Source organism: Variovorax sp. UC74_104 (assembly GCF_044055375.1).
In the GTDB taxonomy this organism is placed as follows: domain Bacteria; phylum Pseudomonadota; class Gammaproteobacteria; order Burkholderiales; family Burkholderiaceae_C; genus Variovorax.
In genome coordinates this window covers 6,140,411-6,163,271 of the sequence record NZ_CP171978.1, presented here as the reverse complement: position 1 = coordinate 6,163,271, position 22,861 = coordinate 6,140,411, and the positions used below count along the sequence as shown (strand labels likewise).

Annotated in this window: 24 protein-coding genes; 14 read left to right on the top strand and 10 right to left on the bottom strand. The window is 67.3% G+C overall.

Translation table 11 applies throughout. The annotated features are described in order from the left end of the window. The first annotated feature begins 114 nt into the window (after positions 1-114). The 9 genes from ACHMXA_RS29140 to ACHMXA_RS29100 all read left to right on the top strand — a co-directional run bounded on the left by ACHMXA_RS29140 (position 115) and on the right by ACHMXA_RS29100 (position 9,748). Entirely contained in the window at positions 115-1,668 is a 1,554-nt protein-coding gene (locus ACHMXA_RS29140) for an RNA-binding protein (protein ID WP_395317345.1), read from the top strand. A 797-nt stretch (positions 1,669-2,465) separates the two neighbouring features. Beyond that, a complete protein-coding gene (locus tag ACHMXA_RS29135; RefSeq protein ID WP_126025610.1) occupies positions 2,466-3,695 on the top strand; it encodes an RtcB family protein in 1,230 nt (409 codons plus the stop codon). 36 nt (positions 3,696-3,731) lie between these two features. After that, entirely contained in the window at positions 3,732-4,271 is a 540-nt protein-coding gene (locus tag ACHMXA_RS29130) for a hypothetical protein (protein ID WP_395317344.1), read from the top strand. A gap of 5 nt (positions 4,272-4,276) precedes the next feature. Next, the gene (locus ACHMXA_RS29125) at positions 4,277-4,927 is read left to right on the top strand and encodes a zinc-ribbon domain containing protein (protein ID WP_395317343.1); all 651 of its coding nucleotides are present in this window, start codon (positions 4,277-4,279) and stop codon (positions 4,925-4,927) included. A gap of 8 nt (positions 4,928-4,935) precedes the next feature. Continuing rightward, complete coding sequence (locus ACHMXA_RS29120; RefSeq protein ID WP_395317342.1) at positions 4,936-5,901, top strand: ribonuclease Z; 966 nt, start codon at positions 4,936-4,938, stop codon at positions 5,899-5,901. Then, positions 5,898-6,548 carry a hypothetical protein gene (locus ACHMXA_RS29115; RefSeq protein WP_395317341.1) on the top strand — a complete coding sequence of 217 codons (651 nt, stop codon included), beginning with the start codon at positions 5,898-5,900 and terminating at the stop codon, positions 6,546-6,548. The genes ACHMXA_RS29120 and ACHMXA_RS29115 overlap by 4 nt, the downstream gene beginning before the upstream one ends. Before the next feature lie 72 nt (positions 6,549-6,620). Then, positions 6,621-7,481, top strand: coding sequence for a nucleotidyltransferase domain-containing protein (locus tag ACHMXA_RS29110; RefSeq protein ID WP_395317340.1), 861 nt, complete (start codon positions 6,621-6,623; stop codon positions 7,479-7,481). After that, positions 7,474-8,511: an RNA 3'-terminal phosphate cyclase gene (gene rtcA, locus ACHMXA_RS29105; protein WP_395317339.1), complete on the top strand. Its 1,038-nt coding sequence runs from the start codon at positions 7,474-7,476 to the stop codon at positions 8,509-8,511. Before ACHMXA_RS29110 ends, rtcA begins: the two co-directional genes overlap by 8 nt. Before the next feature lie 172 nt (positions 8,512-8,683). Next, positions 8,684-9,748 carry a maleylacetate reductase gene (locus tag ACHMXA_RS29100; protein ID WP_395317338.1) on the top strand — a complete coding sequence of 355 codons (1,065 nt, stop codon included), beginning with the start codon at positions 8,684-8,686 and terminating at the stop codon, positions 9,746-9,748. A gap of 9 nt (positions 9,749-9,757) precedes the next feature. Here the strand turns inward: ACHMXA_RS29100 and ACHMXA_RS29095 are convergent, their stop codons facing one another. Both ACHMXA_RS29095 and ACHMXA_RS29090 read right to left on the bottom strand, forming a co-directional pair. Next, positions 9,758-10,138, bottom strand: a complete 381-nt coding sequence (locus ACHMXA_RS29095; protein WP_395317337.1) for an alpha/beta hydrolase — start codon at positions 10,136-10,138, stop codon at positions 9,758-9,760. A gap of 120 nt (positions 10,139-10,258) precedes the next feature. Next, positions 10,259-11,968: an adenylate/guanylate cyclase domain-containing protein gene (locus ACHMXA_RS29090; RefSeq protein ID WP_395317336.1), complete on the bottom strand. Its 1,710-nt coding sequence runs from the start codon at positions 11,966-11,968 to the stop codon at positions 10,259-10,261. A gap of 66 nt (positions 11,969-12,034) precedes the next feature. Between ACHMXA_RS29090 and ACHMXA_RS29085 the strand changes: the two genes are divergently transcribed. Further along, positions 12,035-12,754 carry a Crp/Fnr family transcriptional regulator gene (locus ACHMXA_RS29085; RefSeq protein ID WP_395317335.1) on the top strand — a complete coding sequence of 240 codons (720 nt, stop codon included), beginning with the start codon at positions 12,035-12,037 and terminating at the stop codon, positions 12,752-12,754. A 12-nt stretch (positions 12,755-12,766) separates the two neighbouring features. Here ACHMXA_RS29085 and ACHMXA_RS29080 read toward each other — a convergent pair whose 3' ends face one another. Both ACHMXA_RS29080 and ACHMXA_RS29075 read right to left on the bottom strand, forming a co-directional pair. After that, on the bottom strand, positions 12,767-13,240 hold the full coding sequence (locus ACHMXA_RS29080; RefSeq protein ID WP_176663334.1) for a DoxX family protein: 474 nt from the start codon (positions 13,238-13,240) through the stop codon (positions 12,767-12,769). A gap of 133 nt (positions 13,241-13,373) precedes the next feature. Further along, on the bottom strand, positions 13,374-14,303 hold the full coding sequence (locus ACHMXA_RS29075; protein WP_395317334.1) for a LysR family transcriptional regulator: 930 nt from the start codon (positions 14,301-14,303) through the stop codon (positions 13,374-13,376). 202 nt (positions 14,304-14,505) lie between these two features. Between ACHMXA_RS29075 and ACHMXA_RS29070 the strand changes: the two genes are divergently transcribed. The 3 genes from ACHMXA_RS29070 to ACHMXA_RS29060 all read left to right on the top strand — a co-directional run bounded on the left by ACHMXA_RS29070 (position 14,506) and on the right by ACHMXA_RS29060 (position 17,937). Continuing rightward, entirely contained in the window at positions 14,506-16,107 is a 1,602-nt protein-coding gene (locus ACHMXA_RS29070; protein ID WP_395317333.1) for an ArnT family glycosyltransferase, read from the top strand. A 138-nt stretch (positions 16,108-16,245) separates the two neighbouring features. After that, positions 16,246-17,091 (top strand): intradiol ring-cleavage dioxygenase, encoded by an 846-nt coding sequence (locus tag ACHMXA_RS29065; RefSeq protein WP_395317332.1) that lies wholly within the window; start codon positions 16,246-16,248, stop codon positions 17,089-17,091. A gap of 87 nt (positions 17,092-17,178) precedes the next feature. After that, positions 17,179-17,937 (top strand): sulfite exporter TauE/SafE family protein, encoded by a 759-nt coding sequence (locus ACHMXA_RS29060; protein WP_395317331.1) that lies wholly within the window; start codon positions 17,179-17,181, stop codon positions 17,935-17,937. 217 nt (positions 17,938-18,154) lie between these two features. Here ACHMXA_RS29060 and ACHMXA_RS29055 read toward each other — a convergent pair whose 3' ends face one another. The 5 genes from ACHMXA_RS29055 to ACHMXA_RS29035 all read right to left on the bottom strand — a co-directional run bounded on the left by ACHMXA_RS29055 (position 18,155) and on the right by ACHMXA_RS29035 (position 21,532). Beyond that, positions 18,155-18,514 carry a DUF1428 domain-containing protein gene (locus tag ACHMXA_RS29055; protein WP_395317330.1) on the bottom strand — a complete coding sequence of 120 codons (360 nt, stop codon included), beginning with the start codon at positions 18,512-18,514 and terminating at the stop codon, positions 18,155-18,157. A gap of 70 nt (positions 18,515-18,584) precedes the next feature. Beyond that, a complete protein-coding gene (locus ACHMXA_RS29050) occupies positions 18,585-20,051 on the bottom strand; it encodes a DHA2 family efflux MFS transporter permease subunit (protein WP_395317329.1) in 1,467 nt (488 codons plus the stop codon). Positions 20,052-20,086: 35 nt separating this feature from the next. Then, positions 20,087-20,506, bottom strand: a complete 420-nt coding sequence (locus ACHMXA_RS29045; RefSeq protein WP_395317328.1) for a VOC family protein — start codon at positions 20,504-20,506, stop codon at positions 20,087-20,089. 17 nt (positions 20,507-20,523) lie between these two features. Beyond that, entirely contained in the window at positions 20,524-21,051 is a 528-nt protein-coding gene (locus tag ACHMXA_RS29040) for an SRPBCC family protein (RefSeq protein ID WP_395317327.1), read from the bottom strand. Between the two features lie 43 nt (positions 21,052-21,094). Next, a complete protein-coding gene (locus ACHMXA_RS29035; RefSeq protein WP_395317326.1) occupies positions 21,095-21,532 on the bottom strand; it encodes a VOC family protein in 438 nt (145 codons plus the stop codon). Between the two features lie 134 nt (positions 21,533-21,666). Here ACHMXA_RS29035 and ACHMXA_RS29030 point away from each other — a divergent pair, with 134 nt between their 5' ends. Next, entirely contained in the window at positions 21,667-22,320 is a 654-nt protein-coding gene (locus tag ACHMXA_RS29030) for a TetR/AcrR family transcriptional regulator (protein WP_176663324.1), read from the top strand. A gap of 24 nt (positions 22,321-22,344) precedes the next feature. Here ACHMXA_RS29030 and ACHMXA_RS29025 read toward each other — a convergent pair whose 3' ends face one another. After that, positions 22,345-22,836: a MarR family winged helix-turn-helix transcriptional regulator gene (locus ACHMXA_RS29025; protein WP_395317325.1), complete on the bottom strand. Its 492-nt coding sequence runs from the start codon at positions 22,834-22,836 to the stop codon at positions 22,345-22,347. Between the last annotated feature and the right edge of the window lie 25 nt (positions 22,837-22,861).

Below are 22,861 nucleotides of genomic sequence, written 5' to 3'. Positions count from 1 at the left end.
CAATAGCTTGTGAGATTGGATCGTCGGCGGATCGAGCGCTGGCACACCCGTTGCAATAAGGATCGCAACTCAAGAAAAAAATCGACCCAAAAGAATCGAACAAGGAGAAGTCACATGGCCAACCTTCAACTCTTCCAGACGCTGCGCGGTGCCCTGCCTCCCGCTGCCGATGCCCGCAACGAAGCCGGCGGCGCCGCCTATGCGCTGTCGCCCAAGCATCGCCTGGCGCAGCTCGCTGCCACGGGCTGCCTGAACAACACGTTCTACGCGCAGGCCCAGGACCAGCTCGATGCCGTGCTGGCCCTCGCTCGCGAGATCGATCCGGTGTTCGTGGCGAAGACGGCCGTGTATGCCCGCCGCGCAGGCCACATGAAGGACATGCCGGCGCTGCTGGCCGCAACGCTGGCGGTGCGCGACGTGTCGCTGCTTGCCAAGGTGTTCGGCCGCGTGGTCGACAACGGCAAGATGCTGCGCAACTTCGTGCAGATGCTGCGCTCCGGCGCAGTGGGCCGCAAGTCGCTGGGTACGCGTCCGAAGAAGCTGGTGCAGCAATGGCTGCTCGAAGCGACCGAGGCTCAGCTGCTGAACGCCGCCGTGGGCAACACGCCGTCGCTGGCCGATGTGGTGAAGATGGTTCACCCCAAGCCCGCGGAAGCCTGGCGCGCCGCATGGTTCGCATGGCTGATCGATCGTCCGTATGCGCTGGAGGCGCTGCCGCCGGTGACGCAGGCCTTCGAGCGCTTCAAGCGTGACCGTGCGCAGGAGGTTCCGGATGTGCCGTTCCAGATGCTGACCGCACTGGAGCTGGATACGCAGGCGTGGGCGCAGATCGCGCAGCGCGGTTCGTGGCAGATGGTGCGTCAGAACCTGAACACCTTCGCCCGCCACGGTGTATTCGCGCTGCCCGGTCTTGCCGAAGCAGTGGCCGCCAAGCTGCGCGATCCGCAGGCGGTGGCCAAGGCCCGTGTATTGCCGTACCAGCTGATGGCCGCATGGAAGGCAGCCGGTGCCGATGTGCCGCATGTGGTGAAGGAAGCGCTGCAGGACGCGATGGAACTCGCGCTGGCCAACGTGCCGCAGTTCGAGGGCCGCGTGGTGGTGTGTCCGGACGTGTCGGGCTCGATGAGCTCGCCAGTGACGGGTCACCGCGGTTCGGCGACCTCGACGGTGCGATGCATCGACGTGGCCGCGCTGGTGGCTGCCGCCATGCTGCGCCGCAATGCCGATGCGCGCGTGCTGCCCTTCGAAACGAAGGTGGTTTCGCTGCAACTGAATCCTCGCGATTCGGTGATGACCAACGCGGCCAAGCTGGCGGCGGTAGGTGGTGGCGGCACCTCGTGCAGCGCGCCGCTGGCGTTGCTGAACCGCGAGAAGGCGCAAGCCGATCTGGTGGTGCTGGTGTCGGACAACGAGTCGTGGGCAGACCCTGCACGCGGCCGCGGTACTGCAACCATGCAGGAATGGGCGGTTTTCAAGAAGCGCAACCCGAAGGCGCGGATGGTGTGCATCGACATCCAGCCTTATGCGACCGCCCAGGCGCAGGAGCGCGACGATGTGCTGAACATCGGCGGCTTCAGCGACGAAGTGTTCAAGCTGCTGGCGGTGTATGCCGCGGGTGGCCTGGGCGCCGACCACTGGGTGGGTGTGATCGAGGAAACCTCGATCTGAACGACAGGAGAGTGCCGCGGGCCAGGCTCGCGGTACTCCTCCCACGAATCGATTGAAGTCGTCGTCCGGCGAATGCAGATGTGAGTACATCCAACCATGTTTCCCTCACATCGATCGTTAGTCGCCGGACGGGGACACCAAGTTGAAGTGCGAATGCAGGCAGGACTACATCTGGACGCCCGGGGGTCGAGCCCCGACACCAGTTCACTGGTGGGCATGTCTTGCCATCCTTGTCGCACTGTTTTTTGCAGCGAATGCTGGCGGAACTACAGACTATTAATCTCGTGGTCGCGGGTTCGACTCCCGCCGGTCGCAAGACCGTAGCTCAGTGGTCAGAGCACGACGTTTCGCCGACTCTTGTCGCTGTTTTTTGTTTCGAGGTGAATGCGGGCAGGTCTACAGGTAAGAGCGTCATGGTCTTGGCCATGAAGGTCCCGGGTCCGAGTCCCGGTCTGCTTCGGCAGATAGCTCAGTCAACGACCTGTCGTTACTCGTCACCTCACTTTTATTTCGGGCACGCAGGCACAGAAGGGGGCGCCACTGCCAAAAATGTTGATATTGCCGGCAGTCCGGGTAGCACCGGATGCGGCGGGAAAGTCGGTCGACGAGCAAGGTTGAGGATGCAGGTGCTGGCTCCGATGACGGGTCTGTCACTGGCGCGCGTTTCCAATCGTCGACTGGGCCGCTGGATTGAAACACCGCGGTCGCCGTATTGATGCGGGTTCGAATCCCGCCGTGTCCACCAGTCGTTCGTGAAGAATGAATAGATAGATAGCCAAAAAGAGAGAGAAAGAAAAATGGAACAGAGCAAGAACTACAACCTGCACGAAGTCGCCAACGGCGTTCCCGTGAAGATGTGGACCCGCGGCGTACCCGTGGAAGACGAGGCGCAGAAGCAGCTCGAGAACGCTGCCCGCCTGCCCATCGTGTTCAAGCACATCGCGGCCATGCCCGACGTGCACTACGGCATCGGTGCGACGGTGGGTTCGGTGATCCCGACCTTCAAGGCCATCATCCCGGCCGCGGTGGGCGTGGACATCGGCTGCGGAATGATGGCGTGCAAGACCACGCTGCATGCCAACGACCTGCCCGACAACCTGGGACCGCTGCGCTCGGCGATCGAGAAGGCCGTGCCGCACGGATCCAACCCCAAGCGCATGGGCCGCGACAAGGGCTCGTGGGAGACGCCTCCCAACGAGACCGACGTGGCCTGGGCCGGTCTGGTGGACGAGTTCGATGCGATCTGCGAGGACTACCCGCGCCTGAAGAACACCAACAACCACAAGCACCTGGGAACGCTGGGTACGGGCAACCACTTCATCGAGGTGTGCCTGGACGAGGCGGGTTCGGTGTGGTTCATGCTGCACTCGGGTTCGCGCGGCGTGGGCAACGCCATCGGCACGCACTTCATCGAACTCGCGAAGAAGGATGCCGAGCAGCACCAGCGCAACCTGCCCGACCAGGACCTGGCGTACTTCGAAGAGGGCGCCAAGTACTTCGGCGACTACGTGCGCGCGGTGGGCTGGGCCCAGAAGTTCGCGCGAGCGAACCGCGAAGTGATGATGCAGCGCGTGGTCGCGGCCGCGCGCAAGGTCATTACCAAGCCTTTCGAGGCGCACGTGGAAGCGGTGAACTGCCACCACAACTACGTGAGCCGCGAGACGCACTTCGGTGAGGACGTGCTCGTGACCCGCAAGGGCGCGGTGAGCGCCAAGGCGGGCGAGCTGGGGATCATTCCCGGAAGCATGGGCGCCAAGAGCTACATCGTGCGCGGAAAGGGCAACCCCGAGAGCTTCATGAGCTGCAGCCACGGCGCCGGTCGAAAGATGAGCCGTACCAAGGCCAAGAAGCTCTACACGGTGGCCGACCAGATCGCCGCGACCGAAGGCGTGGAATGCCGAAAGGACGCCGACGTGATCGACGAGATCCCGATGGCCTACAAGGACATCGACGCGGTGATGGATGCGCAGAAGGACCTGGTGGAGGTGGTCTACACGCTCAAGCAGGTCGTATGCGTGAAGGGATAGCCGGCCGTCCATCGAGGCCGGCGCAGGAGGGCCAAGATGAAGATCGATCACAGGTGCATTCGACAAACTGAAGCTGAACTGAAGCGTCGGGAGCTGGCGTTGCAAGAGGCCTTCACGCAACGCGGACGTTCCGTATCGGCATGGACTGCCTGGAAGGTGGCAGCCGAACGCTTTCGCAGCTATGAGAGCCCTGTGTTCGAGTTGTGGAGTGATGAGGCGCGGGAAGGGGTTCTCCAAGGCAAGGGAGCATGGCGCGAATCGGCCATTCTTTACATCGAAATGGGGCCGCGGTTTTTTCGATCCGGCTACCTGCGCGATCGACTGTGCCATCTGCTGAAGCAGAGCGATCTATCCGAACAGGAACGCAGCAGCGTGTTGAGGAGTCTGTTGACGTCGTTGACACGCAGGCCTTCTACAGGACGGTTTTGTCACGATTGCCGGCTTGCTGTTCGATGGGCGGACGATGAGTTCGCCGCTCGCGTTCGCGAGATCTCGTCCCGCAAGGATCGTTGGACTGGGGGTCGAGCACGACGGATGTTGCATGCCATCGAGCAAGACAAGATAAAGCGAGGCTGAGAGTCATGAAGAGCAACAAGCAACGCCGCGCCGAAATCAAGGCGCGTCGCCTCGAGCGCGCCGCAGCATCGGCCGCGCGCCTGCGTGCGAAGGATGTCCGTCTGCCGCAGCCCGATTTTGGATTCGCGCTCGGTTGCGAGCCGGCGGATCGGTCCGTCCTCAAGCAATACAACAACACCTATGGTGTGTTGCCTGCGTTCTATGTAGCCCGCCCCTTCACCTGCCGCGACTGCGGCGCTGAGGAGCTGTGGACGGCCAAGCAGCAGAAGTGGTGGTACGAGGTCGTGCACGGACATATCGATAGCCGAGCCGTTCGATGCCTGGCATGTCGTCGTGCGCGGCGGGAGCGTCTGCGGAATACGGGGCCGGGTGCGAACCTCCTGGGCGAGCAGACAGATCGTCTTCGCGCGTTGGGTGCAACGAAGCCGAATGCACGAGCCGTGGCCGAAGTCGAGGCCGCGCTCGAAAGCAAATGGTGGAGCCTGCGTGTCTTGGCGATCCAGACCATGGCGCGATGGGGCGGCGAATCCAACCTCGCGAAGCTGCATGAACTGATGACGGCCCGCCCCGCAGGCGGTCGCCGATACTTTGCCTGGGAGCGCGTTGCCGCGGATGCGGCGAAGAGTGCGCTGATGAACAGGGAGCGATGGCCTTGACGACGATGATGAAACTGACTTTCCTGGGAACCTCTTCCGGTACCCCCACGCGTCACCGCAACGTCTCCGGCCTCGCGGTGCAGACGGTGCTCGGCGCCGACTGGTTCCTGGTCGATTGCGGCGAAGGCACGCAGCATCGCGTGCTGCAAACGCCGCTGTCGCTGAACGACCTGGCTGCCGTCTGCATCACGCATGTGCACGGCGACCATTGCTATGGGCTGCCGGGGCTGCTCGCGAGCGCGGGCATGGGCAAGCGCACCAAGCCGCTGAAGCTGATCGCACCGCTGCCGGTGTGGCAGTGGTTCGAGGCCACGCGCACGCTGACAGACCTGCATCTGCCCTACGAAGTCGAGCATGTGGATCTCGATGCGCAGCAACTGGTGTACGAGGCGCCCGGCGTGCGCATCGAGCGCCACGCGCTGCTGCATCGCGTGCCCAGCCACGCCTACCGCGTTCATGTCGAGACGCGGCGCGTGCGACTGAAAGCGGACGCATTGCGCGCCATCGGTCTGCCACCCGGTCCTGCATGGCGTGCGCTGCAGCAAGGCGAGGATGTGCCTTTCAACGGCGGCTTGCTGCGCAGTGCCGACTACACCGAGACCCAGGTCGAAACGGTTGCCGCGGTGGTGGGCGGCGACAACGCCAAACCCGCATTGCTGCACGACGCCTGCAAAGGTGCGCAACTGCTGGTGCACGAGGCCACCTTCACGCAGGAGGCACTCGACAAGGTCGGCCCAGGGCCGATGCACAGCTCCGCGCGCCTGCTGGCCGAGTTCGCACAGGCGGCCGAAGTGCCCAACCTGATCCTCACGCACTTCAGCGCGCGCCATCAGAACGAAGAGGGCATGGCCGCATTGATGGAAGAGACGCAGCGGCACTATGGCGGCAATGCTTATCTGGCCAATGACCTTGACGTGTTTGAACTCGATGCAGCGGGTACTCTCGCCCGCGGCGCCGACGGGCCACGACCATGAGCGTTCAACTCCTACCTCAGTCCTTGGAGTTGGAAAGTGTCACGGACTCCCTGCGTCTTCGCATGAAGGCCGCAGGCTGTGAGTTCTACTTCACGGTTCGGCAATGTCTGACTGCAGCGGGCTCCGTCGACGAGGTACATCACCGCTCATTGTTGGAGGCCTTGTTTAGCGAACTGCAGGCAATGGCAGATCGAGGCTGGCAATGGCAAATGGCAAAACACCCTCATCTGAAGGCCGGGCAGCGCTCGATGGGGCCCGAGGATGTCTTCAACGCGTCTGCTATGCCTTGGGATACTGTTAGCGTTGTTGAAGTCTGTGTAGCCGAACCTGTCTGCCGTACCTCGCCGCTTCGAAAATCGGAGCCGCCGAACGGCTTTCAGCGACTGTCGCAAGCCTTTCAAAATCCACCCAGCTCGCTTCGGTGTCCACCAGAGTTGTTCTCTGAGTTCTGTACGGTTGTGGGGTTGTTGCCGGATCACGATATCGAAGTCCTTGATTGGGTAGGTGACCCCTTCATGGAGCCGGAGCGTAGCAATTGGAGCAAGTATTTTGAAGATGGGAAGGAGTGGTGGGGTATCTGGTGTCTCACCGTATGGAACCCACGTCATCAAACGCTGGCTGCTCTCGTTGCAAGCAGCACAGATTGACTGCGTTGGCCCCTATTCCTGATCGTCGTTGCGCTGGCTTCCAGAGCGAGGCAGACAACTGCTTTTTCATTTATGACCGAGTACCTCAACAACGAATTCCTGCGCTCCGCCCACCCGATCGAGCCCGCCATGCGCGCGCAGATCATGGAGGCCCTGGGCGAGATCGAGGCGAAGCACGACGTGACCGTGCTCTTCGCCTGCGAATCCGGCAGCCGCGGCTGGGGCTTCGCCTCGCCCGACAGCGACTACGATGTGCGCTTCATCTACGTGAATCGCCTGCCGTGGTACCTCACGGTGATGCCGCGCCGCGACGTGATCGAGGTGCCTATCAGCGGCGATCTCGACATCAACGGCTGGGACCTGCGCAAGGCCCTGGGCCTGATGCGCGAGTCGAACCCGACGTTGCTCGAATGGCTGCGCTCGCCCGTCGTGTACCGCGACGACGCGACCGCGATGCCGCGCTTTCGCGAACTGTCGGAGACGGTGTTCTCCAACGCACGCGCCTGGCATCACTACGCCTCGATGGCGAAGAAGAACTTCCGCGAGCACCTGCAGGCCGATGAGGTGCGCTACAAGAAGTACCTCTACGTGCTGCGTCCGCTGCTGGCCGCGCGCTGGATCCGCACGCAGCCCGGCGTGCCGCCGATGCGCTTCGCCGAACTGGCGCAGCGCACGCTCGACCCGGTGCGCGACGCCGCGCTGATCGCCGAGATCAACGCGCTGCTCGAAGTGAAGATGCGCGCCGGCGAGGCCGCGACCAGCCCGCGCTGGAGCGGCATCCATGCGTTCATCGAATCCGAGCTGGCGGCCAATGCGGCGGAGCAGGTGACGCCACTGCCGCGCTCCGAGGAGGCAGGACTCGATGCCTTCCTCTACGAGACCGTGCTGCGTTTCGAGCAGCAGAAGCAGCAAGAGGAGGCTCCGCATGGTTGAACTCGACGGCTCCCAGGGCGAGGGTGGCGGCCAGATCCTGCGCACCAGCCTCGCGCTGTCGATGGTCACGGGCCAACCCATGGCCATCGAGAAGATCCGCGCCGGCCGTGCCAAGCCGGGCCTGATGCGACAGCACCTCGCCTGCGTGAACGCGGCTGCTGCCATCAGCGGCGCGGAAGTCGATGGTGCCGAGCTCGGTTCGCAGTCGCTGCGTTTCGTGCCCGGCCCGGTGCGTGCCGGCGAGTACCGCTTCGCGATTTCGGGCGCGGGCAGCTGCATGCTGGTGCTGCAGACGGTGCTGCCGCCGCTTCTGCTTGCCGGTACGCAGAGCCGCGTGTACCTGAGCGGCGGCACGCACAACCCGATGGCGCCGCCGTTCCATTTCCTGGAGCGTGCGTTTGCCCCGCTGGTGCGCCGACTGGGTGCGGACCTGCAGCTGACGCTGCGCCGCTGCGGCTTTTATCCGGCTGGCGGTGGCGAGGTCGAGGCGGTCGTCGTGCCGGCAGCCGGTGCGCTGCAGCCCTTCGACCTGATGACGCGCGGTGCGCACCAGTCGAACTACGCCGAATGCCTGGCGCCCGGCATTCCGCGCCATGTGCCGACGCGCGAGCTCGAAACGCTGGGCGGCGCGATGGGCTGGTCGGGCGATCAGCTGCGCTTCGGCTCGGTGCGCCAGAACGAGGGCCCGGGCAATGCGCTGCTGGCGACGCTGGCCTACGAGCACGTGACCGAGGTGTTCACCGCCTTCGGCGAGAAGTCGCTGAGCGCCGAGCAGGTGGCGCACGGGCTGGTGAAGGAGCTGCGCTCGTTCCAGAAGAGCGAGGCGGCCGTGGGACCGCACTTGGCGGACCAGCTGGCGCTGCTGCTGGCGCTCGCGGCGTGGCAGGGCAGGAAGGAATGCGCCTTCACCTGCAGCGAGGTGACCGAGCACACGCGCACCAACTGCGCGGTGATCGAGCGCTTCCTGCCGGTGCGCTTCTCGATCGCCGAGAGCCGCCAGGCCTGCACGGTGCGAGTCGCACCGGCCTGAGGCGAGTGCGAGGCCGGTGTCCGCGGCTGGCGGAAAACTCCTTTCCGTTTTTCGCCATTGAACGGCGGGCGAGCCGGCGTATCGTGGTGGCCCGGCACGGGCCGGGGGCGGACGGATTCGTCCAGGCAGACATCGGACATACCGGAGACACCGGAGATACGGGCACCAAGCCATGACCACACCCTCGTTCATCTACACCAGCGCACCCCAGCGGGTGGTTTTCGGCGCAGGTTCGCTGCAGCACCTGGCCCGCGAGATCGATGCGCTAGGCGCGCGCCGGGCGTTGGTGCTCTCCACGCCCGAGCAGCGCCCGCAGGCCGAGCGCGTGGCCGACATGCTCGGCGCGCATGCGGCGGGGGTGTTCGACCGCGCCGTGATGCACGTGCCCATCGAGACCGCACGAGAGGCGAGGGAGGTGGCCGGCAAGCTCGGCGCCGACTGTGCCGTGGCCATCGGCGGCGGCTCCACCACCGGGCTGGGCAAGGCCATTGCGCTCGATTCGGGCCTGCCGATCCTTGCCATCCCGACCACCTACGCGGGCTCCGAGATGACGCCGATCTACGGCATCACCGAAGCCGGCATGAAGAAGACGGGCAAGGACGCCCGCGTGCTGCCGCGCACCGTGATCTACGACCCCGAGCTCTCGCTCGGCCTGCCCGTGGGCATGAGCGTGACCAGCGGCATCAACGCCATCGCGCACGCGGCCGAAGGGCTTTACGCGGTCGACTCGAACCCGATCATGGACCTGATGGCGCAGGAGGGCATCGCCGCGCTGGGCCGCGCGCTGCCGGCCATTCGCGCCACGCCCAAGGACCCGGCCGCCCGCAGCGACGCGCTCTACGGCGCATGGCTGTGCGGCACGGTGCTGGGCAATGTCGGCATGGCGCTTCACCACAAGCTGTGCCACACGCTGGGCGGCAGCTTCAACCTGCCGCATGCGGAGACCCACACCATCGTGCTGCCGCACGCGCTGGCCTACAACTCTGCGGCGGCGCCCGAGGCCATGGCGAAGATCTCCAAGGCGCTGGCGGGAAGCGGCAGCGCCGCGCAGGCTGTGTACGATCTGGCGCGCGACAACGGCGCGCCGGTCGCCCTGCGCGACATCGGCATGAAGGAGGCCGATCTCGACCTGGCCTGCGAGCACGCGCTCAAGAACCAGTACCCCAACCCGCGCCCGCTGGAGCGCGCGGCAATCCGCGCGCTGCTGCGGAACGCCTGGGAAGGCGTGCGGCCCTGAGCCCTTGCCTCAGGGGCGTGCCGCGCTCGGCAGGCTGGCCTGCCGCGTGAACGAGACGCCGGGTTTCTTGTAGGCCGCGGGTACTTCGTCGCGGTAGAAGGCGCGGCGGTCCAGGCTCTGCAGCGGGTTGTTGGCGGCGGCCACGGCCTGCTCGCGCACGGTGGCGCGGTCGAGCGTGGAGTTGAAGGCCACGGCGCCTTCGGCGGCGGCGTCCGAATAGCGGTTGCCTTCGCGCGTGGCGGCCACGGCTTCGGCCTTCACGTCGCCGCGGCTGGCGGAAGCGGTGAGGGGCTGCACGCCCTCATAGGCTTCGGCGTGGACCGCGCCCGCTGCGCCGAGCATGGCGAATGCGATGGCGGAGAGAGCGGCGATGCGTTGCTTGGTGTTCATGATGCGAGTCCCTTTGCTGACTGTGTGGGCGGCGGACATTCGTCGTTGCCACGGGATGCAGTGTGAAACCGCATCGTGGTTCGCGATGTGCGTTTGCGCACCGCTTTCGCCAACTGGCAGCTAGAGGGAGGCCGTTGTCGCCGAAGTCGCTGGTGCGGTCGCCTGCGGCGCGTACAGCACCGCCAGGGGCTCCGAGCGGCCCCGCACCTTCAGCACTTCGGCCTCGCCCATGGCGTCCGCCACGCCGGCCTGCTCGGCCGCGAAGAGCGACACCACGAGGCGCGAGGCCGCGGTCTTCGAGTGGTCCTGCAGCCGGCTCGCTGTGTTGACCACTTCGCCGATGGCGGTGAAGGTGGTCGTCTCCAGGTAGCCCACCTCGCCCACCGCCGCGCGGCCTGCGTGCAGGCCCATGCCGAACTCCAGCCGCTGCCCGAACTGCGCCTCGAAGCCTTCGCTCCACGCGTCCATGCGCTGGCCGATCAGCTCCGTCGCCCGCATCGCCTGCCTGCAGGCGGTGGGCAGGTCGCAGTCGAGGCCGAAGATCGCCATCACGCTGTCGCCGATGAACTGGTTGGGCACGCCGCCGCTTTCGCGCACCGCCGCACCCACGGTGGCGAAGTAGCGGTCGAGCACGTAGGCCAGGTCGAAGGGCCACTGCCGCTCCGACAGGCCCGACCAGCGCCGCAGGTCGACGAAGAGGATCGCCACGTCGCGCTCGCGCCCGAAGCTGCCCACCGGCGCGGGCCGGCCCTCGTTGGGCAGCGGCGCGAACAGCGGCGTGACCTCGATGTCGCCGCGCGGGCGCAGCTGGCAGGCCAGCCGCACGTCGGCCGGCGCGCGCACCCGGTCGAGCGTGCGCCGCTCGTCGCGCCCCACTTCGCCGATGTGTTCGGCAGGGCCGGCCACGCGCACGCGGCAGGTGGAGCAGCGCGCGCGTCCGCCGCAGATCGAGACGTGGTCGATGCCGTGGGAGCGGCTCGCTTCCAGCACGCTCCATCCGCGCGGTACCTGCACCGTGCGGCCGGGGTAGCGCAGCGCCACCTGCGGCTGGCGCGACCATCGCGAGAAGCCGTTGCGGCTCCAGCGTGCCGCCAGCAGCGAGATCAGCGCCAGGCCGTAGCCCCACTTGATCGCGTTCTCGGCCGTACCCAGCGCCTTGGACTGCTCGGCCGTGGGCAGCGCGACCGGCGGCACGCCGGTCCACTGGAACTCACGCCCCATCGAGACGAAGCCCATCGCGGCGGACAGCGGCAGCACCACGGCCACCGCCAGCAGCAGGTGCGAGAAGCGCCGCCATGCCGGCTTGGCCCGCAGCGCGAAGTGCAGGCCCAGGCAGCCGTGGGTCCAGGCCGCAAGCAGCATCAGCAGCTGCGCGGCGGCGCCCTGCCAGTCCCACAGCCCCCAGACCACGCGCACGTACGAGCCCTCGATGCCGTAGGCCTGGTAGGCGCCGCGCATGGCCGTGAGGTGAGTGGCCAGCAGCAGCGGCAGCGCGAAACCCAGCGCCACGCGCACGCCTTCTAGCGGGGGCATGCGCAGGGTGCGCCGCTCCCACAGGGCGACCACGGCCAGCGCCAGGTGCGTGGCGGCCGCGCCATAGAGCAGGGCGGTGCCCGCGATGGTGTGCCAGAAGGCCTGCACGCCGCGCAGCATGGTCTCGGCGGCGGCAAACGAATAGATGCCCAGCGAGTGGTTCAGCAGGTGCAGCGTGACGTAGGCCATCAGCACCAGCCCGCTCGCCCAGCGCAGATTGCGCCGGGTGGGCGGTCTCAGCGAAATCGCGGCGGCGGGGGAGGCGTCGGAGGGGGCTTCAGGGGAACGTCTGGCCATGAACGGGTTCGAAGCGGCACCCGAGCATAATCCGCGCGCCCATCCCTGTTGACCACCGATCCCGGCATGGCCAGACCCGAACCTACCCCCCGTTCCAGCCTTGCGCTGCGCCAGATCGCGCTGCTCGAAGGCCTTTCAGACCAGCGGCTGGACCTGCTGGCCCGGCAATGCCTGTGGCACAGCGTGGAGGCCGGCAAGCCCCTGCTGCTGCGCGCCGAGCAGCAGGGCGAGGTGTTCCTGCTGGTCTCGGGCCGGGTGAGGGTGACGACCTACTCGGCCAACGGCCGGCAGGTGACCTTCCGCGATTCCGAGGCCGGCGAGCACTTCGGAGACATCTCCGCCATCGACGGCGGCCCGCGTTCCGCCGACGTGGTCACGCTGGAGCCCAGCGTGGTCGCGAGCCTCGACCGCGCCTCCTTCATGGCCCTGCTGCGCGACGAGCCCCTGGTGGCCGGCCGGGTGATGCTGAGGCTGGCGACGCTGGTGCGGCAGCTCTCGGAGCGGGTGATCGACCTGAGCACCCTGGGCGTGCAGAACCGCCTGCATGCCGAGCTGCTGCGCCTGGCCCGCGCTGCCGGCGTGGAGGGCAACCAGGCCCGGCTCGACCCCGCGCCCAAGCATGCGGCGCTGGCCAGCCAGATCAGCACCAACCGCGAGCAGGTGACTCGCGAACTCAACGTGCTGGCGCGCAGCGGCGTGCTGCGCAAGGACGACAAGGCCCTGCTGGTCGCCGACGTGGCCCGCCTGGAAGCGATGGTCTCGCAAGTCAGAGGCGACGCCGGCTGAACCGGAAGGCGATCAGTTCCAGCGGCCCTTGATGCCGCCCAGCGAGAAGCGGCCGGCGCCCAGCAGCACCACGGTCAGCGCGCCGAACAGGTACAGGCCCTGCAGTTCCAGCGCCCAGCCGCCCTGCTTGGTCATCGCGAACAGGTCGGCCATGTGCACCAGACCGAAGGCCACCAGCATGTTGATGACCACCACGCCCGCGGCGGCACGGGTGTAGAGGCCCGCGATCATCAGCAGCGGCGCGACGATCTCGCCGACGTACACCAGGTAGGCGATGCCGCCCGGCAGGCCGGACTTGGCCAGCATGCCGGCGATGAAGCCCACGCCGGCCGAGATCTTGAAGATGCCGTGCAGCAGCACCAGGAAGCCGACCGTCACGCGGATCAGCAGCTTGCCGGAATCGTCCAGCGTGGAAGGGGAGAGGGCGGACAGCGGCGACGCGATCGGCGCACGCGGGGTGTTGGCGGCGGTGGCCTGGGTGTTCATGGCAGATCCTTGCAGGGTGGAAGCGGTGGGGCCGCCGCGGGATGCGACGGTTGCGGTTCCAGTGTGCGGAGCTGCGGAAACGGGGAATGTGCGTTTACGCACATGTTTTGGCCAAAAAGCCCCCGGGGGCTGATCAGTGGGGGCCGAAGTGCGCCGTCCACTTGCGCTCGTATTCCATCTTCTGGAAATGCGCCGCCATGAAGTCGATGAAGCTGCGCACCTTGGCCGACAGGTGCTTGCGGCTCGGGTAGGCCAGGTTGATGGTCAGGTGCGGCAGGTCCCAGTCGTCCAGCGTGGGCACCAGCCGGCCGGCCACGATGTCGTCGTAGACGATGTAGGTGGGCTGCACCAGGATGCCCATGCCGTCGAGCGCCGCCGCGCGCAGCACCTGCCCGTCGTTCGACTCCAGCAGGCCCGTGACCGACACCGTCTGCGTCTCCTCCCCGCGGCGAAAGCGCAGCTCGTTCGGGTTGTTGGCGTGGGTGTAGATCAGCAGCTTGTGCCGCTTCAGTTCGTCCAGCGTCTTCGGGAAGCCGTGCTGCGCGAAGTAGCGCGGCGAGGCCGCCAGGATGCGCCGCGTCTCGCCGAGCCGGCGGATGGTCACGTTCGAGTCGGGCTCGAACTCGCGGGTGCGGATCGCCACGTCGATGTTGTTGTCGATCAGGTCGAAGTAGCGGTTGGCCGCCTCCACGTGCACCGTCACGCCCGGGTAGCGCTGCGTGTACTCGCGCAGCAGCGGCGCGATGTGGTGGATCGAGAACGACAGCGAGGCCGTCACGCGCAGCGTGCCCGTGGGGTTGAGCGCGGTGGCGTTCACAGCCGATTCGGCGTCCGACAGGTCGGCCAGGATGGTGCGGGCGCGGCCGCAGAACTCGCGGCCGGTGTCGGTGAGGTAGAGCCGCCGCGTGTTGCGCTCGACCAGCCGCGCGCCCAGCCGTTCTTCCAGCGCGCTCAGGTGGCGGCTCGCGGCCGCGTTCGAGAGGCCCAGCGCCTCGGCCGCGCGGCTCAGGCTGCCGGCATCGGCGATGTGCACGAGCAGGGCGATTTCGGTCCAGCGGTCCATGGGGTTTGTCTCCGGGCTTGCCTGCCGTGCGCGGTTCACGCCGGACCGATCGCGGGGCTGAACCGGGCCCCGGACGCCTGCGGGCGGGCAGGCTGGCGATTCTATGTGGCGCGCACCGGGCGGGTGGTGCCGGGCCGGGGTGCTGGGCGAAAGCCGGTTCCAGTCAGGTGCCGTTAGGCCGGAAGCTTTACAAAGGCAGGCAATGAATTCCCGGCCCTTCCTTCCCGGCGCCCGTCCGGCGTCCGCTCTCGCGCGGCATCTTTCCCTGAACGGCGCGGTCGTCATCGCGCTGCTGGCGCTGGTCGCGCTCTGGACGCTGCCCATGGCCGGCTTCTACGAGACGCCGCCCTGGGACAACGTCGAGGAACTCTTCTGGGGCGGCAGCATGCAATGGGGCTACTACAAGCACCCGCCGCTGCCGAGCTGGCTGATGGGCCTGCCGGTCCTGCTGGCCGGCCGCCAGCCCTGGCTGACCTACGCCGCCGGCGTGGGCTGCGGCGTGGGCGCGCTCTACATCATGTGGCGCTGGTCGCTGGACATGATGCCGCCGATGCGGGCGGCGCTGGCGGTGCTGCTCGGCTCGCTCGTGACCTACCACGTGCAGCGCGCCACCATCTTCAACCACAACACGGTGCAGCTGCTGCCGATGGCTGGCTACTGGTGGATGCTCTGGCGCGTGCTGCGCACGCCTTCGGCGGGCGGCCGCTTCGACTGGCTCTGGCTCGGCGTGTTCGCGGCGCTGTCGATGCTCACCAAGTACAGCGCCCTGGTGCAGTTCGCGGTGGGTGCGGGCTTCATCGCGTGGGAGGGCTCGTGGCGCGATGCGCGCGTGCGCCGCGACCTGCTGCGCGCCGCCGGCGTGGCGCTGCTGCTGATGGCGCCGCACCTCGCATGGCTGCTGCAGCACGGCGACCAGACCATCGGCTACGCGCGGCATTCGATGCATCCGTCGGGCCCGCTGCTCAAGCACGTGCATCCGCGGCCGCTTCGCATCCTGCTGGTGCAGGTCGCGCGGCTGTCGCCGATGCTCCTCTTCGTGGCCTGGGCCTGGTTCACGCGTGAACGCGGCGCGGCGCAGGATCAGAAGACGGCGCACGGCGGCTTCGACCGGCGCTTCCTCGCCTGGGCGACCTTCGGGCCGGTGTGCCTGGTGCTGGCGATGTCGGTGCTCTTCAACATGCGCCTCGTAGCTTCGTGGCTCAGCACCTTCTTCCTGCCGGTCGCCGTGTGGGCGGTAATGGCCGTGCCGGGCCTCGAGGCCGAGCGCTGGACGCGCCGCCGATGGGTCGGCACGCTCGTGGCAGCCGCCGTGCTGCACGTTGCCGGCTCGTTCGGCCAGGCCTGGATCGACGGTGTCTGGAGCGCGCGCAACGGCTACATCACGCGCGCCAACCTGCCTTCGGGGCAGATCGCCGAGGCGGTCGAAGCCGTATGGCGCGAGCGCGCAGGCGACCGCCCGCTGCGGCTCATGGTGGGCGACACCTGGTTCACCGGCGCGGTGGTGCTGCACATGGACCCGGACGTGCAGCTGCTGATCGATGGCGACCCGCGCACCTCGCCATGGCTGCCGCCCGATGCGCTGCTGCGCGAAGGCGGCATGGTGCTGATCCTCGACACGCCGGAGTTCCGCTCCGAAGGCGCCCTGCTGGAGCCGCTGCTTGCCACCGCCAGCTGCACCGGCAGCCTGCGCATGCCCTGGGCGGGCGAGGACGAGGCGCGCAGCGTGCGGTTGCGCTGGGGGATCCTGCCGGGCAGCGATGTGCAGGAAGAGCTGCGCAGCTGCCTGCCGCCGGCTTCGCCTTGACGGGGCCCGGGCCCGGCGCCCGACGACCTTTCCGCTGCACGGAAAAATCATTTGCACCGTGGCGCTTCAAGCGCCGTGTCGCCCGCCCTACAGTTCTGTCCGGTCGATCCTCGACCGGACAACACGGAGACAGCCACGATGCGCAACCTCAACCAGGACAACATCACCCAGGCCGTGCTCGCGCGCTTCGCCGACACGCCCGACCCGCGCCTGCGCGAGATCCTGACCAGCCTGGTGCAGCACCTGCACGCCTTCGCGCGCGAGGTGAAGCTCACCGAGGACGAGTGGTTCCAGGGCATCCAGTACCTCACGGCCACCGGCCAGAAGTGCGACGACAAGCGGCAGGAGTTCATCCTGCTGTCGGACGTGCTGGGGCTGTCGATGCTCACCATCGCGATGAACAACGACAAGCCGGCCGGCTGCACCGAGGCCACCGTGTTCGGCCCGTTCTACTTCGAGGGCGCGCCCGAATACGAGCACGGCGACGACGTGGCGAACGGCGCCGAGGGCGAGCCCTGCGACGTGTTCGCCACGGTGCGCGGCCTCGACGGCGAGCCGGTGGCGAATGCGGTCGTCGACGTGTGGCAGGCCGACGCGGGCGGCCACTACGACGTGCAGCACGCCGGGCTCGACCACGCCGAGAACCGCGGCACGCTGCGCACCGGACCCGACGGCTCGCTGCATTTCCGCAGCGTGGTGGCGGTGGCGTACCCGATCCCGGTCGACGGGCCGGTGGGTGACCTGCTGCGCGCGACGAAGCGCCATCCGTGGCGGCCCGCGCACCTGCATTTCAAGATCGAGGCGCCGGGCTACGAGCGGCTCATCACGCATGTGTTCCGCGACGGCGACGAGTACCTGGATTCGGATGCGGTGTTCGCGGTGCGCCAGTCGCTGGTCGCACCGTGGAAGAAGCAGGACAACGGCCGCTGGCGTCTGGACTTCGACTTCGTGCTCAATCCGCTGGAGCAGCCGGCTCACCGGTAGCCCGTAGCGGGCACGCCCCGTGCCATCCTGCTACGCTCCAAAGGCAAGCCCGCCCCTCAGGCGGGTTTTCTCTTGCCTTCCTTCCCCATGGCTTTTCCCCTGATCACCGACCCGTACTTCTACGCGGTCGCCATTCCCGCCGTGCTCCTGCTCGGCATCAGCAAGAGCGGCTTCGGCGCGGGCTTCGGCTCGCTGGCGGTGCCGATGATGGCGCTGGCCGTCACCGTGCCGCAGGCGGCCGCCATCCTGATGCCGTTGCTGCTGCTGATGGACGTGCTGGGCCTCGCGGCGTTCCGGCGCGACTTCGACCGCTCGCTGCTGAAGTTCCTGGTTCCGTTCGGGCTGCTGGGCACGGTGATAGGCACGCTGCTGTTTCGCGTGCTCCCGGCGCATACGGTGGCGGGCATCGTCGGCGTGTTCACGCTGCTGTTCTTGGCGCAGCGGCTGCTCTTTCCACCCAAGCCCGACGATCCGTTGCCCTCGCGCGGCATCGGCGCGGTGCTGACCACGGTCTCGGGTTTCACCAGCTTCATCGCGCACGCCGGCGGGCCGCCGATCAACGCCTACGTCATTCCGCTGCGGCTCTCGCCGGTGATCTTCACGGCCACCATGGCCTATTTCTTCTTCGTGGTGAATCTCAGTAAGTGGATGCCCTACGCGTGGCTCGGCCTGCTCGACTTCCGCACGCTCGCCACCTCGCTGGTGCTGATGCCGATCGCGCCCTTCGGCGTGTGGGTCGGCATCCGCATCGCGCGGCGCATCGATGCGACGTGGTTCTATCGCTTCGTCTATCTGGGCATGTTCCTGACAGGCCTCAAGCTCGTCTATGACGGCTTCCTGGCCTGAGGCCGGCGAAGCGAGGCCTTTTCGCGAACACCGCCGGAACCGGCTTTGCCGGGCCGCAGGTGTTGCCCCCGGTAGGGGGGTGGCGTAGCGACACGAAGTGCGCGAAGCCTGGGGGCGAGCCTAGAACACCGCGGAACCGGCTTTGCCGGGCCGCAGGTGTTGCCCCCGGTAGGGGGGTGGCGTAGCGACACGAAGTGCGCGAAGCCTGGGGGCGAGCCTAGAACTCGACGATGCTCTTGAAGCCGCCGAAGATCATCCGCTTGCCGTCGAAGGGCATGGTCTTCGGGTCCATCCCCGCGATGCGCGTGTCGGCCATGACCTTCGCGTTGACGGTGTCGCGGTGTTTGCGCGACTTGTAGACGATCCACGAGAAGGCGACGGTCTCGTCGGGCTTCTGCTTCACGCTCTGCGGAAATGAAGTGAGCTTGCCCGGCTTCACGTCGTCGGCGATGCACTCCACGTATTCGAGCGCGCCGTATTCCATCCACACCTTGCCGGCCTTGCGCGCGAGCTTGCGGTAGGCCTCGACGTTGGCCGTGGGGATGGCGATGATGAAGCCGTCTACATAGCGAGCCATGTTTGTTCTCCTGAAGAGTCTGTGGAACCGTTGAAGAAAGAAGACCGGCGGTTGCATGGCGCGTTGCCGCTCATTGCGATGCCGCCGTTCCCTGGGGTGCCGCTGTTTCTTCGTTGTTCTGCATTTGCCCCGGCATGGCGGAGCGAAGCAGCAAGGCACCGAGCAGGCCCGCCACCGCCGCGAACACGGCGCCGACGAGAAAGGCGAGGTTGTAGCCGCCAGTGAGTGCCAGCGGCAACTGCGCGCCGGCAGCTTCCATCGACGCGGAGCGCGCGGCCGCGGCGCTGGCCAGCACGGCCAGGCCCAGCGCGCCGCCCATCATGAACGAGGTGTTGACCACGCCCGAGGCCAGGCCCGAGTCGGTGGGGCTCACCTCGCTCATCGCGGCCAGCAGCACGGGGTTGAAGGCCATGCCCGCGCCCAGGCCCAGCAGCATCATGCCGGGCAGCACGTCGACCACGAAGCTGCCGTTGACCGGCGCGCGCGCGAACAGCGCCAGCCCGATAGCCGCGAGCCACAGCCCCGCCGCCAGCGGCTTGCGGATGCCGAAGCGCATGACGATCTTCGCCGACAGGCCCAGCGAGAACACCGCCATGATGATGTTGGCCGGCAGGAAGGCCAGGCCGATCTGCATCGGCGTGTAGTTCAGCACCAGCTGCATGTAGAGCGCCGAGATGAAGAACCACGCGAACATAGCCGCGGCCCACAGCACGCCGACCACGTTGGCCACCGACACGCTGCGCAGCTTGAACAGGCCCAGCGGCATCAGCGGATGCTGCACGCGCGCCTCGATGGCGATGAAGATCACCAGCAGCACCACGGCCGCGCCCAGCAGGCCCAGCGTCTGCGTGGAGCTCCAGCCGGCCTCGTTGCCGTTGACCACGCCGTACACCGCGAGCATCAGCGACAGCGTGACGGTGATGGCGCCCGCCACGTCGAGCTTCTCGCCGTGCGCATGGCCGCGCGCGCTGGGCAGCAGCGCCACGCACAGCGCATACACCGCCACGCCGATCGGCAGGTTCACCAGGAAGATCCAGTGCCAGCTCAGCGTGCTCGTGAGCAGGCCGCCCAGCAGCACGCCGATGCTGCCGCCGCCGGCGCACACGAAGCCGTACACGCCCATCGCCTTGGCGCGGTCGGCCGGCTCGGTGAAGAGATTCATGATGAGCGAGAGCGACACGGCCGACACCACCGCGCCGCCCAGGCCCTGCACCGCGCGCGCCGCCACCAGCAGGCCCTGCGAGGTCGAGACCCCGCAGGCCAGCGATGCCAGCGTGAACAGCACCAGGCCCGCGAGGAACACGCGGCGGTGGCCGTACAGGTCGCCAAGCCGGCCTCCGAGCAGCAGGAAGCCGCCGAAGGTCAGCATGTAGGCGTTCACCACCCAGACCAGCGAGGTCTCGGTGAAGCCCAGGTCGGTGCGGATCGAGGGCAGCGCCACGTTCACGATGGTGGTGTCGAGCACGATCATCAGGACGCCGAGGCACAGCACCATCAATGCGAGCCAGCGCTTGCGGCTGTCGAGTTGGTTGGTCATGGGAAGCGAGGTTTCTTTTGGAAGGAGGGGACGGCTCAGACCAGCGGCTTGCCGCCGTTGATGAGCCACGGAGTGCCGAAGCGGTCTGTGACCATGCCGAAGCCTTCGACCCAGAAGGTTTTCTCGAAGGGCATGCCGACATGGCCGCCTTCGGCGAAGGCGTCGAAGACGCGGCGGGCCTCGGCCACGGTCTCGATGCTCAGCGCGACGCCGAAGCCCTTCATGCCTTCGTACGGCTGGCCGGGCATGGAGTCGGAGGCCATCAGGATGCCGCCGCCGTAGGCGAGCGAGGCATGCATGAGGCGCTTCTTCGCCTCGGGTGGGAACTGCTCGGTGTCGGGCGCTTCGCCGACGGTCATCATCATCTGCATGGTGCCGCCCAGCGTCTTCTCGTAGAAGCGCATGGCCTCGGCTGCGTTGCCGTCGAAGGTGAGATAGGCGTGGATGTTGGGCATGGTGTTTCCTTTAGCGGTTACTTTTCGGTGGCGGCCTTCAGGTTGGCAAGACCTGTCTCGAAGTCCTTGCCGATCATCTGGTCCATGTTGAAGAAGATGCCCATGAGCTTGGCGACGTAGGGGCTCGGGCCATGCATGGCCCAGGTGACCTGCGTCGCGCCGCCCTGGGGCTGCAGCGTGAATTCGGCGGTGTTGTGGCCCTCGAAAGGCTTGATGAAGTCGAGCTTGATGGCGACCTTCGACGAGGGCGCCGACTCCACGATCTCCATGCGGCCCGCGCCCGCCTTGTCGTTGCCTTCCCACGCATAGGTCGCGCCCTTGCCGCTTGCCGTGCCGCCGAAGCTGCGCTTCATGGCGGGGTCGAGCTTCTCGTAGGGCGACCAGGCGCCCCAGCGGTGGAAGTCGTCGATCAGCGGAAAGATCTTCTCGGCCGGCGCCTCGATGCGCGCGGTGCGTTCGACGCGGAAGGTGTCGGGCCGGGTGGCCGCGTAGATCAGCAGCGCGGCGATCGCGAGCACGACGACGAGGGCGATTTTCTTGAGCATGGGGGAGCTTTCTCTGGAGATCGGGATGCGATGGAAAGGCCGGTCAGCCCGGCTGCGCGACGACCAGCAGCCAGCCTACGCCGAAGCGGTCGGTGAGCATGCCGAAGTTGGAGGTGAAGAAGGTCGGGATCAGCGGCTGCATGACCTGGCCGCCTTCGGCCAGCGCGTCGAACCACTTGACGACCTCGGTGTCGGTGTTGGCGGTGAGCGCGAGCATCACGCCCTTGAACTCGGCCTGGCCCGAGCAGCGGCCGTCGGAGGCCATCAGCTCGGTCTCGCCGATGCGGAACACCGCGTGCATCACTTTCTCGGCATCGGGCATGCCGCCGGCGCAGCCGGCTTCCCCGTTCTCCGAAGGGGCGCCCGCGGGCGCTTCCTTGTAGCGCATGAGTTGGGTGACCTCGGCGCCGAGCGCCTTCTTGTAGAAGCCGAGCGCTTCGTCGCAGCGGCCTTCGAACGATAAGTAAGACTGGACTTTCATGACGATTCCTTTGGACTGAAGAGGTGACTCGGAGGCCCCCGGTGTCTTGGGCCGCAAACAATCGGATTACTTTGTGTACACCGTCCACAAAGAATAGCAGGGATAATGGACAGTGTCCACATGGGAATGAAGAAATGAAGCTCAACAACGTCCCCGACAGCCTGCCGCCCGCGCGCAGCACTTATCGCCACGGCGATCTGCGCCGTGCGTTGCTGGAAGCAGGCATCGAACTGGCCCGCGACGGCGGTCCCGACGCGGTCGTGTTGCGCGAGGCCACCCGGCGTGTCGGCGTGGTACCCAATGCGGCGTACCGGCATTTCGGCAGCCGGCAGGAGCTGCTGCTCGCGGTGCGCGAGGCGGCGCTGGCCGCAGCCGCGCAGGCGATGGAAAAGGAATTGGCGGCCCAGCCCTGCGACCAGCCTCCCGCCGACTTCGCGCGCGGGCAGTTGCGCGCCATCGGCACCGCCTACCTGCGCTTCGCCCAGGCCGAGCCGGGCCTCTTCCGCACCGCCTTCGTGATCTCCGACGAGGGCCGCGGCGAACTCGGCCCCGGCAAGGCCGGCGAGAGCGGGCTCGATCCGTTCCAGCTGCTGGGCAAGGCCGTCGACCGGCTGGTGGACGCCGGCGTGCTCGACCCGGCACGGCGCCCGAATGCGGAGTACTGCGCCTGGAGCGCGGTGCACGGGCTGGCGCTGCTCATCATCGACGGGCCGCTGCGCGAGATCCCGCCCGATGCGGCCTACAAGCTGGGCCAGCAGCTCATCGACATGGTCGAGCGGGGCCTCTGAGGCCGGCGCCGCTACGAGCCGCTGCTACAGATAGATCTTCTGCAGCAGCCGTATCAGCGTCTCGCGCTCCCGCGCGGTGAGCTTGGCGCTGGCATCGGCCTCCAGCTGGGTTACGGTCTGCTCCGCCTCGCGGATCAGCGCTTCTCCGGCGGCAGTGAGATGCAGCCCGACGGCACGCCCGTCGTGCGGATGAGGGCGGCGCTCTATCAGGCCCCGGCTGTCGAGCGTGGCCACCAGGCTCACCAGGTTGGGCGGCAGGATGTCCAGCGCATTGCACAGCTGCCGCGAGGTGGCGCCCGGGTTGTGCGCCAGCAGCGACAGCACCGAGAAATCGATCTGCTTGAGCCCGTAGGGCGCCATGCGCTCGGCGAAGAAGGCGCTGACGATCAGCCAGGCCCTGCGGGCGTTGTAGCCGACCAGGGTTTCGAGCATGCGTGCGTCGAGCCGCTCCGGCTTGCCTTGCGGCGCCGCAGCCTGCTCGCCTTTTGCGGCGGCGGATTTCGGGTTGGAGGCCATGGCCCGAGCGTAACCGCGGCCGCGC

Bases quoted from the DNA above. Each gene is read 5' to 3' on its own strand.
- ACHMXA_RS29140 (WP_395317345.1), top strand. From the start codon at position 115: ATGGCCAACCTTCAACTCTTCCAGACGCTGCGCGGTGCCCTGCCTCCC.
- ACHMXA_RS29135 (WP_126025610.1), top strand. From the start codon at position 2,466: ATGGAACAGAGCAAGAACTACAACCTGCACGAAGTCGCCAACGGCGTT.
- ACHMXA_RS29130 (WP_395317344.1), top strand. From the start codon at position 3,732: ATGAAGATCGATCACAGGTGCATTCGACAAACTGAAGCTGAACTGAAG.
- ACHMXA_RS29125 (WP_395317343.1), top strand. From the start codon at position 4,277: ATGAAGAGCAACAAGCAACGCCGCGCCGAAATCAAGGCGCGTCGCCTC.
- ACHMXA_RS29120 (WP_395317342.1), top strand. From the start codon at position 4,936: ATGAAACTGACTTTCCTGGGAACCTCTTCCGGTACCCCCACGCGTCAC.
- ACHMXA_RS29115 (WP_395317341.1), top strand. From the start codon at position 5,898: ATGAGCGTTCAACTCCTACCTCAGTCCTTGGAGTTGGAAAGTGTCACG.
- ACHMXA_RS29110 (WP_395317340.1), top strand. From the start codon at position 6,621: ATGACCGAGTACCTCAACAACGAATTCCTGCGCTCCGCCCACCCGATC.
- rtcA (WP_395317339.1), top strand. From the start codon at position 7,474: ATGGTTGAACTCGACGGCTCCCAGGGCGAGGGTGGCGGCCAGATCCTG.
- ACHMXA_RS29100 (WP_395317338.1), top strand. From the start codon at position 8,684: ATGACCACACCCTCGTTCATCTACACCAGCGCACCCCAGCGGGTGGTT.
- ACHMXA_RS29095 (WP_395317337.1), bottom strand. From the start codon at position 10,138: ATGAACACCAAGCAACGCATCGCCGCTCTCTCCGCCATCGCATTCGCC.
- ACHMXA_RS29090 (WP_395317336.1), bottom strand. From the start codon at position 11,968: ATGGCCAGACGTTCCCCTGAAGCCCCCTCCGACGCCTCCCCCGCCGCC.
- ACHMXA_RS29085 (WP_395317335.1), top strand. From the start codon at position 12,035: ATGGCCAGACCCGAACCTACCCCCCGTTCCAGCCTTGCGCTGCGCCAG.
- ACHMXA_RS29080 (WP_176663334.1), bottom strand. From the start codon at position 13,240: ATGAACACCCAGGCCACCGCCGCCAACACCCCGCGTGCGCCGATCGCG.
- ACHMXA_RS29075 (WP_395317334.1), bottom strand. From the start codon at position 14,303: ATGGACCGCTGGACCGAAATCGCCCTGCTCGTGCACATCGCCGATGCC.
- ACHMXA_RS29070 (WP_395317333.1), top strand. From the start codon at position 14,506: ATGAATTCCCGGCCCTTCCTTCCCGGCGCCCGTCCGGCGTCCGCTCTC.
- ACHMXA_RS29065 (WP_395317332.1), top strand. From the start codon at position 16,246: ATGCGCAACCTCAACCAGGACAACATCACCCAGGCCGTGCTCGCGCGC.
- ACHMXA_RS29060 (WP_395317331.1), top strand. From the start codon at position 17,179: ATGGCTTTTCCCCTGATCACCGACCCGTACTTCTACGCGGTCGCCATT.
- ACHMXA_RS29055 (WP_395317330.1), bottom strand. From the start codon at position 18,514: ATGGCTCGCTATGTAGACGGCTTCATCATCGCCATCCCCACGGCCAAC.
- ACHMXA_RS29050 (WP_395317329.1), bottom strand. From the start codon at position 20,051: ATGACCAACCAACTCGACAGCCGCAAGCGCTGGCTCGCATTGATGGTG.
- ACHMXA_RS29045 (WP_395317328.1), bottom strand. From the start codon at position 20,506: ATGCCCAACATCCACGCCTATCTCACCTTCGACGGCAACGCAGCCGAG.
- ACHMXA_RS29040 (WP_395317327.1), bottom strand. From the start codon at position 21,051: ATGCTCAAGAAAATCGCCCTCGTCGTCGTGCTCGCGATCGCCGCGCTG.
- ACHMXA_RS29035 (WP_395317326.1), bottom strand. From the start codon at position 21,532: ATGAAAGTCCAGTCTTACTTATCGTTCGAAGGCCGCTGCGACGAAGCG.
- ACHMXA_RS29030 (WP_176663324.1), top strand. From the start codon at position 21,667: ATGAAGCTCAACAACGTCCCCGACAGCCTGCCGCCCGCGCGCAGCACT.
- ACHMXA_RS29025 (WP_395317325.1), bottom strand. From the start codon at position 22,836: ATGGCCTCCAACCCGAAATCCGCCGCCGCAAAAGGCGAGCAGGCTGCG.